The sequence below is a fragment of the Agrobacterium sp. CGMCC 11546 genome (assembly GCF_013365515.1).
GTDB classification, from domain to species: domain Bacteria; phylum Pseudomonadota; class Alphaproteobacteria; order Rhizobiales; family Rhizobiaceae; genus Agrobacterium; species Agrobacterium fabrum.
In genome coordinates, this window is sequence record NZ_CP047387.1 from 2517274 (window position 1) to 2533982 (window position 16709).

At 58.5% G+C, this 16709-nt stretch carries 17 protein-coding genes; 8 read left to right on the forward strand and 9 right to left on the reverse strand.

The genetic code is table 11. The annotated features are described in order from the left end of the window. The first annotated feature begins 8 nt into the window (after positions 1-8). Both GSF67_RS12480 and GSF67_RS12485 read left to right on the forward strand, forming a co-directional pair. Positions 9-497 (forward strand): TerB family tellurite resistance protein, encoded by a 489-nt coding sequence (locus tag GSF67_RS12480; RefSeq protein WP_006310818.1) that lies wholly within the window; start codon positions 9-11, stop codon positions 495-497. Next, positions 487-1218 carry a glutamine amidotransferase gene (locus GSF67_RS12485; protein ID WP_006310819.1) on the forward strand — a complete coding sequence of 244 codons (732 nt, stop codon included), beginning with the start codon at positions 487-489 and terminating at the stop codon, positions 1216-1218. The genes GSF67_RS12480 and GSF67_RS12485 overlap by 11 nt, the downstream gene beginning before the upstream one ends. Positions 1219-1230: 12 nt before the next feature. Here the strand turns inward: GSF67_RS12485 and GSF67_RS12490 are convergent, their stop codons facing one another. Next, positions 1231-2466 carry an MFS transporter gene (locus tag GSF67_RS12490; RefSeq protein ID WP_006310820.1) on the reverse strand — a complete coding sequence of 412 codons (1236 nt, stop codon included), beginning with the start codon at positions 2464-2466 and terminating at the stop codon, positions 1231-1233. Positions 2467-2711: 245 nt separating this feature from the next. Between GSF67_RS12490 and GSF67_RS12495 the strand changes: the two genes are divergently transcribed. Together GSF67_RS12495 and GSF67_RS12500 are read left to right on the forward strand one after the other, a co-directional pair. Beyond that, the gene (locus tag GSF67_RS12495) at positions 2712-3002 is read left to right on the forward strand and encodes a YggT family protein (protein ID WP_003492418.1); all 291 of its coding nucleotides are present in this window, start codon (positions 2712-2714) and stop codon (positions 3000-3002) included. Beyond that, on the forward strand, positions 2999-3310 hold the full coding sequence (locus GSF67_RS12500; protein ID WP_006310821.1) for a DUF167 domain-containing protein: 312 nt from the start codon (positions 2999-3001) through the stop codon (positions 3308-3310). The genes GSF67_RS12495 and GSF67_RS12500 overlap by 4 nt, the downstream gene beginning before the upstream one ends. Positions 3311-3315: 5 nt before the next feature. On the opposite strand, the gene ppa is transcribed toward GSF67_RS12500, so the two are convergent. The 4 genes from ppa to GSF67_RS12520 form a co-directional block, all read right to left on the reverse strand. After that, complete coding sequence (ppa, locus tag GSF67_RS12505; RefSeq protein ID WP_006310823.1) at positions 3316-3849, reverse strand: inorganic diphosphatase; 534 nt, start codon at positions 3847-3849, stop codon at positions 3316-3318. Positions 3850-4018: 169 nt separating this feature from the next. Next, the gene (locus GSF67_RS12510; protein ID WP_006310825.1) at positions 4019-4525 is read right to left on the reverse strand and encodes a GNAT family N-acetyltransferase; all 507 of its coding nucleotides are present in this window, start codon (positions 4523-4525) and stop codon (positions 4019-4021) included. A gap of 215 nt (positions 4526-4740) precedes the next feature. Next, positions 4741-6561: a translational GTPase TypA gene (gene typA / locus GSF67_RS12515; protein WP_006310827.1), complete on the reverse strand. Its 1821-nt coding sequence runs from the start codon at positions 6559-6561 to the stop codon at positions 4741-4743. A gap of 150 nt (positions 6562-6711) precedes the next feature. Beyond that, positions 6712-8772, reverse strand: coding sequence for a M3 family metallopeptidase (locus GSF67_RS12520; protein ID WP_006310828.1), 2061 nt, complete (start codon positions 8770-8772; stop codon positions 6712-6714). Between the two features lie 245 nt (positions 8773-9017). Between GSF67_RS12520 and GSF67_RS12525 the strand changes: the two genes are divergently transcribed. Beyond that, positions 9018-9476, forward strand: coding sequence for a MarR family winged helix-turn-helix transcriptional regulator (locus GSF67_RS12525; RefSeq protein ID WP_006310829.1), 459 nt, complete (start codon positions 9018-9020; stop codon positions 9474-9476). Positions 9477-9481: 5 nt separating this feature from the next. Further along, entirely contained in the window at positions 9482-10678 is a 1197-nt protein-coding gene (locus GSF67_RS12530; protein ID WP_006310830.1) for a multidrug effflux MFS transporter, read from the forward strand. Positions 10679-10732: 54 nt separating this feature from the next. Here GSF67_RS12530 and GSF67_RS12535 read toward each other — a convergent pair whose 3' ends face one another. Continuing rightward, entirely contained in the window at positions 10733-11956 is a 1224-nt protein-coding gene (locus tag GSF67_RS12535) for an argininosuccinate synthase (RefSeq protein WP_010972477.1), read from the reverse strand. A gap of 315 nt (positions 11957-12271) precedes the next feature. Here GSF67_RS12535 and GSF67_RS12540 point away from each other — a divergent pair, with 315 nt between their 5' ends. Next, positions 12272-13126 carry an SDR family NAD(P)-dependent oxidoreductase gene (locus GSF67_RS12540; RefSeq protein ID WP_006310833.1) on the forward strand — a complete coding sequence of 285 codons (855 nt, stop codon included), beginning with the start codon at positions 12272-12274 and terminating at the stop codon, positions 13124-13126. Positions 13127-13258: 132 nt separating this feature from the next. Further along, on the forward strand, positions 13259-13906 hold the full coding sequence (locus tag GSF67_RS12545; RefSeq protein WP_006310834.1) for a LysE family translocator: 648 nt from the start codon (positions 13259-13261) through the stop codon (positions 13904-13906). 37 nt (positions 13907-13943) lie between these two features. On the opposite strand, the gene GSF67_RS12550 is transcribed toward GSF67_RS12545, so the two are convergent. The 3 genes from GSF67_RS12550 to GSF67_RS12560 all read right to left on the reverse strand — a co-directional run bounded on the left by GSF67_RS12550 (position 13944) and on the right by GSF67_RS12560 (position 16676). After that, positions 13944-14738 (reverse strand): ABC transporter ATP-binding protein, encoded by a 795-nt coding sequence (locus GSF67_RS12550; protein ID WP_006310835.1) that lies wholly within the window; start codon positions 14736-14738, stop codon positions 13944-13946. Further along, on the reverse strand, positions 14735-15616 hold the full coding sequence (locus tag GSF67_RS12555) for an ABC transporter permease (protein ID WP_006310836.1): 882 nt from the start codon (positions 15614-15616) through the stop codon (positions 14735-14737). The genes GSF67_RS12550 and GSF67_RS12555 overlap by 4 nt, the downstream gene beginning before the upstream one ends. A gap of 106 nt (positions 15617-15722) precedes the next feature. Further along, the gene (locus tag GSF67_RS12560; protein WP_006310837.1) at positions 15723-16676 is read right to left on the reverse strand and encodes an ABC transporter substrate-binding protein; all 954 of its coding nucleotides are present in this window, start codon (positions 16674-16676) and stop codon (positions 15723-15725) included. Between the last annotated feature and the right edge of the window lie 33 nt (positions 16677-16709).

Genomic DNA, 16709 nt, shown 5'->3' on the forward strand with positions numbered 1-16709 from the left:
GGCTATCGATGTTCCAGCAAATACAGTCGTTTATTCAGAACCTCGTCGGCCCGAATGCGGGTGATTTCAGCCCTGATGATCTGAGGGTAGCGGTTGCCGCCCTCTGTTTCCAGGTAATGGAAGCGGATGGCACCGTCTCGAAAAGCGAGCGGCACCGCCTGCGTGAAATCCTGCATGAATATTACCATCTCGATGGCGGCAAGCTCGATGCCCTTCTCACCGCCGGTCAGGAGGCCGGCAAGGAGGCCGTCGATTATTACCGCTTCACCGCCGATATCCGCCGCCATCTCGATGAAGATCAGCGCGTGGAGCTTATTGGAATATTATGGGATATTGTTTACGCTGACGGCGAACGAAGCGAAATGGAAGATCATGTGATCTGGCGGGTAGCCGATCTGCTTGGTGTTTCCGTGCGCGACAGGGTTCTGCAACGTCAGCAGGCCGCCACGAGGTCCGGGCCCGCTGAAGAAAGCGAAAACGAAGACGATGCTGTTTGACCCCTCCAGGCAACAGAGAGAACAACCTTCGCTGCTAGTCGTCCTGCATCAGGAACGCTCCACGCCCGGCCGCGTCGGCCAGATACTGGTGGAAAAAGGGTACCGCCTCGACATAAGACGCCCCGCACTGGGTGATGATTTGCCACAGACGCTGGAACGCCATGCCGGTGCCATCATCTTCGGCGGCCCGATGAGCGCGAATGACCCGCATGATTATGTTAAAGCCGAAATCGACTGGCTGAAGGTGCCGCTGAAGGAAAACAAGCCCTTTCTCGGCATCTGTCTCGGCGCGCAGATGCTGTCCAAACATCTGGGCGGCAAGGTGGAGGCAGACAGGGACGGCAAGGTGGAAATCGGCTGGTATCCACTTCACGCCACCGAACACGGGCGGCTTTTGATGCCGCATTGGCCGAAGATGGTCTATCATTTTCACAAGGAGGGGTTCGAACTGCCGCGCGGCGCCGAGCTTCTGGCTTCAGGCGAGACCTATCCCAACCAGGCCTATCGTTACGGAAAAAATGCCTGGGGTCTGCAGTTTCACGCCGAACTCACCCGCGCCATGATGCATAGCTGGGTGGTGCGCGGCGCGCAGCGTTTCGGCATGCCCAATGCGCAGGTCGGCAGCCAGCATCTGGAAGGCCGCATGCTGTTCGACACACCGCTCCGGGCATGGCTTGGCAATTTTCTCGATCTGGTTTTTGAAGGCAAGGCGCAGCGCTGAGACCTTACGGGGTCATTGAGGCGCGTCCAGATTGTCGATCTTGCGCAGCTTGGTAAAACCAAGCGCCCAGATAACCGCCACCGCAAGCGTCCCTGCCCCGCCGATAACGACGGCCGGCACAGCACCCACGACATGGGCCATTGTGCCGGCGCGGAACTCACCCAGTTCGTTCGATGCGCCGACAAATACCATGTTCACGGCATTCACGCGGCCGCGCACCTCATCCGGTGTCCAGAGCGCAATCAGGGTCTCGCGCACATAAACCGACACCATGTCCGATGCACCCATGACCACCAGCGCTGCGATGGACAGCCACGCGGTTTGCGAGAGCCCGAAGACCACGGTGGAAACACCGAAGAGGCCGACGCCGACAAACATCAGCAGACCGGCATGGTGCCGGATGGGTTTGAACGCCAGAATGACCGCAACCGTGATCGCCCCGATGCCGGGAGCGGCGCGCAAAAGCCCGAGACCCCAGGGCCCGAGTGTCAGCACTTCCTTGGCAAAGATCGGCATCAACGCGACAGCACCGCCCAGCAGGACAGCGAAAAGGTCGAGCGAGATCGCGCCGAGGACGATCTTCTCCTGCGAGATGAACTTGAACCCGGCCAGCATGGTTTCCAGGCTGATGGCTTTTGCCGGCCCGCGTTGTTCCGGCTTGCGGATCGCCACCGCCAGCGTTGCGGACACGATGAACAGCACGAACGCCACGCTATAGGCGACGGACGCACCGAGGCCATAAAGCAGACCACCCGCAACCGGGCCGAGGATCGACGCCATCTGCCAGGAAGACGAATTCCAGGCGATCGCGTTCGGCAAATCTTCGACGGGCACGAGATTGGGCGCCAGCGACTGAACCGCCGGCCCCATGAAGGCCCGCTCAATGCCAAAGACGACGAGAATGGCGAAAACCGGCCAGGGGGAAAAGCTGTGCGTCAGCGTGAGACCGAGGAGCGCCACAGCGCAGAGCGCCGCCATCAACAGACATATCGCCATGATGCGCCGGCGATTGTGCCGGTCGGCGACCGTTCCCGTGACAAGGATCAGAAGCAGCGACGGCAGAAACTGAAAAAGACCGATCAGGCCGAGATAAAAGGCGTTGCCTGTCACCTCATACATCTGCCAGCCAACGGAAACGCTGACGATCTGGATGGCGAAGGCCGAAAAAAACCGGGCGCTGAAGAAGCGGCGATAGGAACTATGCCGGAATGCGCCAAAACGGTTTTCGGCAGAAGGCAGGGACGACATCGGCTGGTTGCTCGCGAGACAAGATGAGAGCTTTGCAATAGAGCGATATGACAAGAATCGCCAGCCCTCAACAGCAGCATGACGAAAAGTGTGAGCGGCTTTCGTCTGGAATCCCGCGCAAAGCCTTGAATCAGATTGTGATGATCGCCGGTCGATCAGACCAAAGATCATTACGATCTGGCGGAACACTTGCCGGTTAACGCGTCAATGTCTAAATGTCTTGCAACCAAGATACGGAGATATTGATGCTTGCCCTGTTTCAGACCATCGATCTGGCCTTGAACCTCTATACGTGGGTGCTGATCGCCAGCGCTATTTTTTCCTGGCTTTACGCCTTCAACGTCATCAATTCCCGCAACCAGTTCGTGAACGCCATCGGGAGTTTCCTGGTGAATGTCACGGAACCGGCCCTGCGCCCCATCCGCCGCATTCTGCCCAATCTCGGCGGTATCGACATTTCGCCGATCATCCTGCTGCTGATCATCTTCTTCATCCGCTCCTTCATGTGGAACACGCTTTACCCGATGACTGTTTGAGCGGCCTCTGGCGAAAACACGATGATCATGTCCGCCTGTCCGTTCGCCTGACCCCGAACGGCGGGCGTGATGCGATTGACGGCGTGGAGCAGGATGCGGATGGAAACGCGCATCTGAAAGCCCGTGTCAGCGCCGTGCCGGAAGGCGGCAAGGCGAACAAGGCCCTCATTGTTTTGCTGGCAAAAAAACTCGGCCTGCCCAAGTCTTCCATTACCTTCATCTCAGGCGAAACAGCGCGCAAAAAAATCCTCCGGATCGATACCGACCCGGAGGATTTCGAAAAGCTCTTTAAAAAGCTGGCGGGCTAGGGCTATCAGCCCTGCGTCTTGTAACGCTCGATGGCTTCGACGATCAGCTTCTTGGCGACGTCGACATCCTGCCAGCCGCCCATCTTCACCCACTTGCCGGGCTCCAGATCCTTGTAGTGCTCGAAGAAATGCTCGATCTGCTTCAGCGTGATTTCCGGCAGGTCGGTGTAGTTATGGACCTTGTCGTAACGCTGCGTCAGCTTCGGAGCCGGCACGGCGAGGATTTTCTCGTCCTTGCCGCCATCATCTTCCATGATCATCACGCCGATGGGGCGGACATTGATCACGCAGCCGGGAACCAGCGGACGGGTGTTGCAGATGAGAACATCGATCGGGTCGCCATCGTCGGACAGGGTATGCGGCACGAAGCCATAGTTACCCGGATAGGTCATCGGCGTGTAGAGGAAGCGATCGACGATCAGCGCACCCGCGTCCTTGTCCATCTCGTACTTGATAGGATGACCGCCAACCGGCACTTCAACGATAACGTTTATGTCATCTGGCGGGTTCTTGCCTATGGAAATTGCATCGATACGCATTCGCTTCCCTCAATTCGACGGGTTGGATTTGGTTTTCGATACTGGGAAAGTCGCCGTATTGCAACATGGCTTTGAGCGGATAAGACAGAATGCCGGATTTGAGGTTATCGCGATTACGCATGGCGGCCGCAAAAAACCATACCATCACGTAATCCATCCGCAACTCTTGTCAGTTCCAGACGAAACCGACCTTGCGTAGCGACTTACCGCCGAAATCTTCCATGCCTTCGGCAATGTCGCGGCCCCCATGCGAACGGAAGAATCGATTGGCGACGTCACTGTCTTCGAGGCACCAAACGACGATGCCATTGCAGCCGAGCGACGTCAGCAGCCTGCGGGCCTCCGTGAACAGCAACGAGCCGAGCCCGATGCCCTGATATTCCGGCCGCAGATAAAGTTCGTAGATCTCGCCGTCATGCGGCAACCCGCGCGCGCGGCTAAGACCGAGCGTCGCATATCCGGCAACCACACCGGCCACTTCCACCACCAGCATGGTAGCAGAGCCTCTTGTCGCCTTCTTCCACCAGATTTCGCCGCGGCGCTCCAGCATCTGCGTCAACGGCCGGTGCGGAATAAGCCCCGCATAGGCCTGTTGCCACGACAGACGGTGCGCCTCGGAGATGGCACGCGCATCATGCGGCTCGGCACGGCGAACATCGATGGATAACGTTTTCATAACGCGATTCTGGCCCCGACCGCGGAAACTTGCCAGTCATAAAGGTTAACGCCGGCAGGCTTACCCACAGCCTATTCATGTGGACGACCAGGAAAAATTAACGCATCCTTAACCTTTCGCACAAGCACCTTTCGACTCATGCACACATAAAAACGAAAGCATAAAAAAACCCGGCTCAAGGCCGGGTTTTTCAAATTCGTGCCGCCTAGCCGCAATCAGATTGCGAGCTTGGCCTTTTCAAAACGCTTGCGGTCGTTAGCGTCGAGGAACATCTTGCGCAGACGGATCGACTTCGGCGTCACTTCCATCAACTCGTCTTCCTGAATCCAGGAAAGAGCGCGGTCGAGTGTCATGCGGATCGGCGGCGTCAGCTTGACGGCTTCATCCTTGCCGGCGGCGCGGATGTTGGTCAGCTGCTTGCCCTTCAACACGTTCACTTCGAGATCGTTGTCGCGCGTGTGAATACCGATGATCATGCCGGCATAAACCTTCTCACCCGGCTCGATGATCATCGGGCCGCGATCTTCCAGGTTGAACATGGCATAGGCAACAGCCTCGCCCGAACCATTGGACAGGAGAACGCCGTTGACGCGACCGGCAATCTGGCCCTTGAAGGGCTGATAGTCGTGGAACAGACGGTTCATGATGGCCGTACCGCGCGTGTCGGTCAGCAGTTCCGACTGGTAGCCGATCAGGCCACGGGTCGGAGCGTAGAACTTCAAACGAACGCGATTGCCGCCGGAAGGACGAAGCTCGGCCATTTCAGCCTTGCGCTCCGACATCTTCTGAACGACGACGCCGGAATGCTCTTCGTCAACGTCGATCACGACTTCTTCGATCGGCTCCAGCAGGGTGCCGTTCTCATCCTTGTGCATCACGACGCGCGGACGCGAAACGGCAAGCTCGAAGCCTTCGCGACGCATGGTTTCGATCAGAACCGCCAGCTGCAATTCGCCACGGCCGGAAACGAAGAACGAATCCTTGCCTTCGGCCTCTTCGATCTTCAGCGCAACGTTGCCTTCGGCTTCCTTGAACAGACGGTCGCGGATGACGCGGCTGGTAACCTTGTCGCCTTCGGTGCCGGCGAGCGGGCTATCGTTAACGATGAACGACATGGTGACGGTCGGCGGATCGATCGGCTGCGCGGTCATCGCCTCGGTGACGGACGGATCGCAGAAGGTATCGGCAACGGTACCCTTGGAAAGACCGGCAATGGCAACGATGTCACCGGCATGGGCTTCTTCGATGGCCGTGCGCTCGATACCGCGGAAGGCGAGGATCTTGGAAATACGGCCAGTTTCGATCAGCTTGCCGTCCTGACCCAGAACCTTCACGGCCTGGTTCGGCTTGATGGAACCAGAGGCGATACGGCCGGTAATGATACGACCGAGGAAGGGGTTGGCTTCGAGGATCGTGCCGATCAGACGGAACGGACCTTCTTCGACCTTGGGCTCCGGAACATGTTCGAGAACCAGATCAAGCAGCGGTGCGAGACCCTGATCCTTCGGACCTTCCGGGTTGACGTTCATCCAGCCGTCACGACCAGAACCGTAGAGGATCGGGAAGTCGAGCTGCTCGTCGGTAGCGTCGAGGTTTGCAAAGAGGTCGAAGACTTCGTTGATGACTTCTTCATGACGGCCATCCGGACGGTCGATCTTGTTGATCGCAACGATCGGGCGAAGACCGACCTTCAGCGCCTTGGAAACCACGAACTTGGTCTGCGGCATCGGGCCTTCGGAACTATCGACCAGAACGATCGCGCCATCCACCATCGACAAGATACGCTCGACTTCGCCGCCGAAGTCGGCGTGGCCGGGGGTGTCGACGATGTTGATGCGAACACCCTTCCACTCCACCGAGGTCGCCTTGGCGAGAATGGTGATGCCGCGTTCCTTTTCGAGGTCGTTGCTGTCCATCACGCGCTCTGCAACGCGCTGGTTATCGCGGAACGAGCCGGACTGCTTCAGAAGCTCGTCCACGAGCGTCGTTTTTCCATGGTCAACGTGCGCGATGATCGCGATGTTGCGAAGTGCCATTGTTCAAAATCTCTGAGGTTGGGCGCTATATTGAGGAGAAGCGCCAATTTAGTTTGGCGCGCTCATAACCTTTTTTTTGCAAATGCGAAAGGGGGGCTCATGTCATAAGCCCCCTGCGCTCAGGTTCTAGCTGAGAATTATGACAGTCTCTTATACGAGACCGCGCTTCAAAAGCATCGCATCCGGGCTCGGCATCTTGCCGCGGAACGCGAGATAGGCTTCTTCAGGATCAATCGAGCCCCCGACGGAATAGATATTATCCTTCAGCCGGCGCGCCATCTCACCATCAAAAGCATTGCCGGTTTCCTCGAAGGCGGCAAAGGCATCGGCGTCGAGAACTTCCGACCACATGTAGGAATAATAACCGGCGGAATAACCGTCGCCCGAGAACACATGCTGGAAATGCGGCGTCGCGTGCCGCATGACGATGGATTTCGGCATATTGAGGCCAGACAGCACTTCTCCTTGAGTCGCCATCGGATCGGCAACGCTGTCACGGGTGTGAAACGCCATGTCAACGATCGCCGAAGAGGTGAATTCCACAGTGTTAAAACCGGCATTGAAGGTCTGCGCGGCCAGAACCTTGTCCAGCAGCGCCTTCGGCATCGACGCACCAGTCTCATAGTGCAGCGCGTATTTTTCGAGAATTTCCGGCACCGTCAGCCAATGTTCGTAAAGCTGGGACGGCAATTCGACGAAATCGCGCGAGACACCCGTTCCGGATACCGAGGGATAGGTGACATCGGACAACATGCCATGCAAGGCGTGGCCGAATTCATGGAACAGCGTGCGCGCATCGTCGAGCGAAAGCAGCGCCGGTTTTCCTTCGGCTGGTTTCGCGAAATTGCAGACATTATAGATGATCGGGATTTCACCGACCGTGCCGTTCTTCAAAGGCAGCTTGTGCTGCGACTGGAAAGAGCTCATCCATGCGCCGGATCGCTTCGAAGGGCGCGCGAAATAATCGCCGAGGAACATGGCCTTGAGATTACCCTTGTCATCGCGGATTTCGAAAATCCGAACGTCCGGATGATAGCCCGCAACGCCCTTCACATCGACGGCACGAATTCCAAACAGCCGCCCTGCTACATCGAAACAGGCTTCGATGATCTTCTCCAGCTGTAGATAGGGTTTGAGTTCCGCCTCGGAGAAATTGAATTTCTGGGCGCGGAGCTTTTCGGCATAGTGCCGCCAGTCCCACGGCAGTACCTCGTGGTTCTTGCCTTCCGCTGCGATAATGGTGGCAAGTTCAGCCTCTTCCTCTCCCGCCCGTTGAACAGCCTTTTCCCAGACCTGTCCGAGAAGACCGTTCACCGCGTCCGGCGTCTTCGCCATCGTATCATCGAGCTTATAGGCAGCGAAATTCGCATAACCGAGAAGTTTTGCCTTTTCCTCGCGCAGTTCGAGGGTGCAGCGGACGATCTCGCGATTGTCGGTCTCGCCACCGTTCTCGCCCCGCGCCACCCAGGCCTTGAATGCCTGTTCGCGCAGGTCGCGCCGTTCTGAAAAGGTGAGGAAGGGCTCGATGATCGAGCGGGAAAGGGTAACGGCAAATTTGCCGTCCTCCCCGTGCTCGCCGGCTGCCCCCGCCATAGCGTCGCGCAGGAAGCCGGGGATGCCCGCAAGCTCTTCATCCGTGGAAAGCAAAAGCTTCCAGCTCTTCTCATCCGCCAGCACGTTCTGGCCGAATTTCGCGCCGAGACCGGCAAGCTCTTCATTGATGGCCGCCAGCCGCTCCTGCCGCTCTTTCGGCAATTTCGCACCTGAGCGGACAAAACCTTTCCAATGGCGTTCGAGAACCCGTTTTTCTTCGCCTGTCAGCCCAAGCGCCTCGCGCTTTTCCCACAGCGTGTCGATGCGCTTGAACAGCGCTTCGTTCATGCCGATCTTCGAATAATGCCGCGACATCTTTGGCGCGATTTCCCGCTCGAGCGCCTGGATCACACCATTGGTGTTGGCACCGGCTTTGTTCCAGAACAGCGACGAGATACGCGAGAGCTCGTCACCTGCAATTTCGAGTGCGGTCACCGTGTTTTCGAAACTCGGCGCCTCTGGATTTCCGGCAATCGCATCGATTTCCTGCTCATGGGAAAAAAGCGCGGCATCGAAAGCGGGCGCAAAATCCTCATCCTTGACCGCATCGAATTTCGGCAGGCCATTATGGCCGTTCCAGTCAACCAGCGCGGGATAAAGGGCGGTCTTCAATGGCATTTCATCTTCCTTGTGCGATTCCGATTAAAATCCATATGGGCATGCCTCTAGCGTCAATTCAATATGCTAAGCGGAGGTCGAAAATGCCGACGCTTTCTCCTGTAATCCGAGGCAATTATCAGCCCCAACGCCGACCGCCCTGCTCTGGAGCTGACGTATAGTTGAGCCGATTTTCGAGAATATCGGTCGCGTAGCATTGATTATCGCCCGGAATTTAGTAAGGCTGACTTACGAAAAGGCGAAGCATGGGCACGAAACGCGAAAAAGATTCACTGGCATTTCTGTTGAACAGCGGCGCCCGCCTGCTGAACAATGCTTTTGAGCGCCGAATTTCTGAAGCAGGACTGGGCCTGACCCCCGGCGAAGCACGCGCGTTGCTGACGGTTGCCGTCGTTGATGGCAGCAAGCAATCGGATATTGCCGCCCGTCTGGGCATCGAGCCCATGACGATCTGCGCCTATCTCGACAAGCTGCAATCCCTCGACCTGATCGAGCGCCAGCAGGACCCGCAGGACAGGCGCTCCAAACGCATCGTACTGACAAAAAACTCCACAGACATGCTGGAAGCCGTGCGTCAGGAAATCGATGAACTCGTCCGTCACGCCACGCGTGGCTTGAACGAGGACGAAGTTGCGCTTTTCCGCAGCTTCCTGCAGACGCTTCGCGATAATCTCCAGCCGGAACAGCCGGGCCAGAGCTGCTGACCGCAATGACGCCAGAACCGATCATGTCGACAAAACGCACGGCCATTCTCGGCGCGTTGCTGACGGCGCTGGCGCCGATTTCCATGGCGATCTATACGCCGGCTATGCCAGAACTGACGCGGGTTTTCGCCACGAATGAATCCGCGATAAAGCTCAGCCTCTCGCTTTATTTCGCCGGTTTCGCCCTGGCGCAGCTGCTCGCCGGCCCTGCTTCCGATGCCTTTGGCCGGCGCAGGGCGAGCCTCGTTTTCCTGTCAGTCTTTCTGGGCGGCGGACTGCTGGCGATTTTTGCCCCGACGATAGAAGTGCTGCTCCTCGCGCGGCTCATTCAGGGCATCGGCGCCTCCGTCGGCATGACGGTGGCACGCGCAATCGTACGCGACCAGTTTACCGGCGCGGAAGCCTCCAGCATCATGAACCTCATCGGCATCATGCTGGCAGTCGGCCCCGCCCTCGGACCAACGATCGGCGGGCTTTCGCTTGCGGCTTTCGGCTGGAAATCGGTGTTTTTCCTCATGGCCGGTCTCGGCGCCGCCGCCATCTTGTCCGTCATGGTTTTTCTGCGCGAAACGACGGTCCCGGACAAAAGCCTGATCCGTCCCCGTAGACTCCTGTCGGCCTATAGCACCTTGCTGACTGAACCACGCTTTCTTCTGGCCGCCCTCGTGCTCGGCGGTTCCATCGGCGCGCTTTATGCGCAGGCCACCATGCTGACCTTCATTCTCATCAACACGGTTAGCATGACACCCACCGCCTTCGGCATCGGCATGCTGATGCAGACCGGCGCTTATTTCTTCGGCTCCATCGCCCTGCGGTACATCGCACCGCGACTGGGTGATCGCCGTTCGGTCATGCTCGGCCTCTGTTTTTCGGGAACAGGCGGTCTGCTCATCCTGCTGTCGGTCTTCCTGATACCGCCGTCCTTCTTTTCCATCATGGGACCCGTGGCGGTCGCAACGGTCGGTATCGCCTTGCTGACACCCTCAATGGTAACGGCAGCGCTTGCACCCTTCCCGCATATTGCCGGCTCGGCCTCGGCGATGATGGGCTTCATCCAGATGGGATCGGGTTTTGCGGGCGGCACCGCTGCCTCGCTCATCGGTTCACCCTTGACAGGCTTCGGCATCGTCATCCCGGTGATGGAATTCACCGCTGTTGCCAGCTACATCGGCTTCCGCATCGTCTCCAGAAGCAAGACATGAAAAAACCCGCCGGCGTCACCGCCCGCGGGTTTCATAATCTTCACGTCAGCTGAATTACTTGTTGAGGTTACGCTTGGCGAGCGTGCGAAGACGCAGCGCATTGAGCTTGATGAAGCCAGCAGCATCCTTCTGGTCGTAAGCGCCGTGGTCATCCTCGAAGGTCACCAGCGCGTCGGAATACAGCGACTTCTCGCTCTCGCGGCCGGTTACCATGACATTGCCCTTGTAGAGCTTCAGCGTCACTTCGCCTTCGACATGTTCCTGGCTCTTGTCGATCAGGGCCTGCAGCATTTCGCGCTCCGGCGAAAACCAGAAGCCGTAATAGATAAGCTCAGCGTAACGCGGCATCAGATCGTCCTTGAGATGCGCGGCACCCCGGTCGAGTGTGATGGATTCGATGGCGCGGTGCGCTGCCAGCAGGATCGTGCCGCCGGGCGTCTCGTAAACGCCGCGTGACTTCATGCCGACGAAACGGTTCTCGACCAGATCGAGGCGGCCGATGCCGTTTTCGCGGCCGTAATTATTGAGCGTGGCAAGAAGTGTCGCGGGCGACATTTCAACGCCGTTGATGGAGCAGGCATCGCCCTTGCGGAAACCGACCTTGATGACGGTTGCCTTGTCCGGAGCCGCTTCCGGGGAAATGGTGCGCATATGCACATATTCAGGCGCTTCCACCGCCGGGTCTTCCAGAACCTTGCCCTCGGAAGAGGAGTGCAGCAGGTTGGCGTCGACGGAGAATGGCGCCTCGCCCTTCTTGTCCTTGGCGACCGGAATCTGGTGCTGTTCGGCGAAGTTCAGGAGGTCGGTGCGGCTCTTGAACGTCCAGTCGCGCCAGGGCGCAATGATCTTGATGTCAGGGTTCAGTGCATAGGCCGAAAGCTCGAAACGGACCTGATCGTTGCCCTTGCCGGTGGCGCCATGGGCGATGGCGTCAGCGCCGGTCTTCTTGGCGATCTCGATCAGGTGCTTGGAAATCAGCGGACGGGCAATCGACGTGCCGAGCAGATAGACGCCTTCATAAACGGCATTGGCGCGGAACATCGGAAACACGAAATCACGCACGAACTCTTCGCGGACGTCCTCGACGAAGATTTCCTTGATGCCCAGCATCTCAGCCTTCTTGCGTGCCGGCTCAAGCTCTTCGCCCTGGCCGAGATCGGCGGTGAAGGTCACGACCTCGGCGCCGAGTTCCGTCTGAAGCCATTTCAGGATGATCGAGGTGTCGAGGCCGCCGGAATAGGCGAGAACGACTTTCTTAACGTCTTTCGGGAGTGCCATAATGATGTCCATCTGCATGATGACGGCATCGGGGCACCGCCATTTCCTTGGGATTTCGGCACTTTTACAGTGCAACCCGAAATGTGTGAAGCGCTTTTCCGTGAGATAAGCGACAAAACAATTGATGGGCGCGCATGATGACGGATGGCGAACGGCCGCGCGGATGGGAACGAAGCAATTGTCACATGCATTTAGAAAATTCGCGCTTTATCATAAAGCGGCGCGATCGACTTGAAGACCGTGAATGAAGCCACTCAGGTTCAGGCAACGTTGCAAACCGCTGGAAACAGCAGAAACGACGCGAAGGAGAAACCTATGACGACCATCCACCCCGCATTCAAGGAAGATAATGTCGCTGTCATATCAGGGGCGGCGTCCGGCATCGGATTAGCCGCCGCCCGTAAATTCGCCGGTTTCGGCATGAGCGTCGTGCTCGTCGATCTCGACGGCGAAAAACTCGCCGCAGCGCATGCGGATATTCTAAACATCGCCAAGGATGGCGAAGCGCAGATCGTCGCCATACCGACCGATGTCTCGAAACTCGATGAGCTGGAGGCGCTGGAACGTGCCGTGATCCAGCGTTTCGGCCGTGTCCACGTTCTCATGAACAATGCCGGCATCCAGCCGGGCAGCGCCATCTTCGGGCCGCAGGCCAATTGGGAAAAGATTATCGGCGTCAATCTGATGGGCGTCGTGAATGGCAGCCGCGTCTTCGGCCAGGGCATGATCACCCATGGCGAACCGTCGCTGATCATCAATACCGGCTCGAAACAGGGCATCACCACGCCTCCGGGCGATCCGGCCTATAACGTCTCGAAGTCCGGTGTGAAAACCTTCACGGAAGCGCTTCAGCACGAATTGCGCAATATTCCGAACGGCGCGGCTTCCGCCCATCTCCTGATCCCCGGCTTCGTCTTCACCGGCCTGACCGCCCATGGCAGGACCGAAAAGCCGCAGGGTGCCTGGACCGGCGAGCAAACCGTCGATTTCATGATCGAGAGTATCGGCCGCGGCGATTTCTACATTCTCTGCCCGGATGGCGAGGTGGACCGCCCGACGGATGAGAAGCGCATTCTCTGGGCAGCCCAGGACATCGTCCAGAACCGCCCGCCGCTCTCACGCTGGCATACGGAATATTCCGCCGCCTTCACCAGCTTCCTTAAAAACTGAAGCTCCAGCCGCCGTGCCTAGAAGGGTGCGGCGGCTATTTCCCCCTCGCAGGCGCGTCATCGCTCAAAAACATTGGCAGAAACACGAAACCGCGTTAAGCAACCGCATTCTCCAGATTTTACGGGTGCCGCGATGGATTTCGTTCCGAGCCTGCCAACATTGATCGCCTTCACCATTGCCATTCTGCTTCTGGCGGTGACGCCGGGGCCTGACATGACGCTCTGGATCAGCCGCTCGCTGCGCGAAGGCCGGGCGGCGGGCTTCATGACGCTGGTCGGAACCAATATCGGCATCACCGTGCATACGTTGCTGGTCGCTTTTGGTGTCGCGGCTCTCATCGTCGCCTCGCCGACCGCCTTCATGATCCTGAAAACCGGTGGTGCGGCCTATCTGGTCTGGCTCGCCATACAGGCAATCCGCAAGGGCTCGGATTTCGTGATGGTGAAAAGCACCGGTGAAAAAGCACAGGCCTCCCTGAAATCGGCCTTGCTGAACGGCATCTGGGTCAATCTGCTGAACCCCAAGGTCATCATCTTTTTCATGACCTTCCTCCCGCAATTTGTCAGCGCAACCGATCCGCACGTCACCGGCAAGCTGATCTTCCTCGGCATCTGGTCCATCATCGTGGCACTGCCGATCGGCATCGGCATCGTTGTCGCCGCCGATGTTCTTTCCGCCTGGCTGCAGCGCAACCGGAAAGTTCTGCGCGGACTCGATTATACGATCGCCGGCGTCTTTTCGCTTTTCGCGGTCAAGATTTTCTTCACGCAAACGCGCTGAGGGCAAATAAAAAGGCGCCCAAAGGCGCCTTTTGCAATCAGCCGATCAGCAGTTCGTCGTCGTCAAGCGTCTGGCCGCGTATCTTGCGGAACATCTCGATCAGGTCTTCGACCTCGAGATCCTTGCGGCTGTCACCGGAGACGTCGAGCACGATTTCACCGGCATGCAACATGATCGTTCGCGTACCATAATCCAGCGCCTGACGCATGGAATGGGTGACCATCAGGGTCGTCAGCTTGCGCTCCGACACAACCTTGCGGGTCAGTTCCATCACGAATTCCGCCATACCGGGATCGAGTGCCGCCGTATGTTCATCCAAGAGCAGCACGTCTGAACCGGATAGCGTCGCCATGACAAGCGAAACCGCCTGCCTCTGCCCACCCGACAGAAGGTCCATACGATCCTTCAGACGATTTTCCAGACCGAGGTTAAGCGAAGCGATACGTTCCCTAAAGAAATCCCGCCTGCCGCGTCCAAGCGCCGACGACAACCCGCGACGCTCGCCGCGAGACGCCGCAAGCGCCAGGTTCTCCTCGATGGTGAGCGCACCGCAGCTGCCCGCCAGCGGGTCCTGAAACACGCGCGCCACCCGTCCCGCCCGGCTGGCGGTCGGCTTGCGGGTGACATCGGCGCCGCCGATCATCACCTTGCCCGCCGTTGGCAGAACATCGCCGGCCAGAACACCGAGAAGTGTGGATTTGCCCGCACCATTGGAGCCGATAACGGTGACGAAGGAACCATCCTCGATGGTGAGATCGATCTTGGCCAGCGCCTGCTTTTGCAGCGGCGTGCCGCGCCCGAAGACGACCTGAATGTCGGAAAGCGAAATCACGATGTTGCTCCCCCACGGCGCAGTCGCGGCAGGATCAATGCGATGGCCACCAATACCGCCGTTACGAAATTGAGATCGGACGCCTTGAGACCCAGCACATCGCTCGACAGGGCAAGCTGGATGGCGAGACGATAGGCGATGGAGCCGAAGACACAGCCGATCAGCGCGATCAGGATGCCGCGTGCGCCAAACAGCGTCTCACCGATGATGACGGCCGCAAGCCCGACGACGATGGTACCGACACCGGAGGTCACATCCGCAAAACCATTGGTCTGCGCAAACAATGCGCCGCCGAGAGCCACCAGCGCATTGGAAAGCGCCATGCCGAGATAGATCTGGTTTCCGGTCTTCACACCCTGCGCCCGCGCCATCCGCGCATTGGCGCCGGTCGCCCGCATGGCGAGGCCCGCATCGCTTTCAAGAAAACGCCAGACGAGAAGGACCGCGATCAGCACCAGCACGCCGACGAAGAGCGGCCGCACCAGATATTCGGAAAGGCCGAGGCCATAAAACGGCGATACCATCGTGTCCTGATTGAGCAGCGCCACATTCGGCTTTCCCATCACCCTGAGATTGACGGAAAACAGCGCGATCATCGTCAGGATCGAGGCAAGCAGGTTGAGGATTTTAAAACGAACGTTGAGCGTTGCGGTCACCATACCCGCGGCAGCGCCGGCAACCATGGCAATCGCCGTCGCGACCCAGGCATTCAGACCGGCGATGATCAGCACGGCAGCCACGGCAGCGCCAAGCGGAAACGAACCGTCCACGGTCAGGTCAGGAAAATCAAGTACGCGGAAAGCGAGATAAACGCCGATCGCCACGAAAGCGAAGACCAGTCCCAGCTCCACGGCACCCCAGAAGGCGATTTGGCTCACGGTAATGTCCTTGTTATTGCCGCCATCAGGCGGATACGGGCACCGTCTCGTGCCACGTAAAACGGGCGGCGGAATGCCGCCGCCCGCAATTCAGTCTGGTTTCGGTTCAGTCGATGACCTTGGTGGCGCGCTTCGTCACGCTTTCAGGGAAGGTGACGCCAACTTTTTCGGCAACCTTCTTGTTGATGACGAGATCCGTACCAACAGCCACGGTGGCCGGAATATCGCCCGGCTTTTCGCCCTTGAGGATGCGAACAACGACTGCGCCGGTCTGCTTGCCAACGTCGAAATAGTTGAAGCCGAGGGCTGCAACCGCGCCACGGGCAACGGAATCCGTATCGGCGGCGTAAAGCGGGATCTTCGCCTCGGAGGCAACACCGGCTACCGCTTCAAATGCGGAAACAATGGTATTGTCGGTCGGAACGTAGATCACGTCAGCCTTGCCGACCAGCGCGCGGGTTGCGCCCTGAACTTCAGCGGACTTGGTGGCGACGGATTCGATGACCTTCAGGCCGGCCTTGTCAGCTTCGGCCTTCAGCAGGGCGAGCGTCGAGGCGGAGTTGGCTTCGGCCGAGTTGTAGATGAAGCCGATGGACTTGGCGTTCGGAGAGATTTCCTTGATGAGCGCCAGATGTTCGCCAACCGGCAGCATGTCGGAAAGGCCGGTCACGTTGCCGCCGGGCTTTTCCATGCTCTTGATAAGCTGTGCGCCGACAGGATCGGAAACAGCCGTGAAGACGACCGGAATGTCGCGTGTGGCCGCAACGACAGCCTGGGCCGACGGCGTGGAGATCGGCACGATGACGGCGGGGGCATCGCCGACGAACTGGCGCGCAATCTGCGCCGCGGTGCCAGGATTGCCCTGTGCGGACTCATAAAGGAACTTGAGGTTCTCGCCTTCCTTGTAACCGGCTTCGGCAAGGGCAGCCTTGACGCCATCACGAGCGGCGTCGAGCGCCGGATGTTCAACAATGGCGGTGACGGCAACGGTGACGTTTTCAGCCTTGGCCGGCAGAACGATGGCGCTCGCGGCAGCGAGAGCCAGAATGAATGCGCGCATGGATATCCTCCTGTTGGTTCCCTGTTTTCGTCT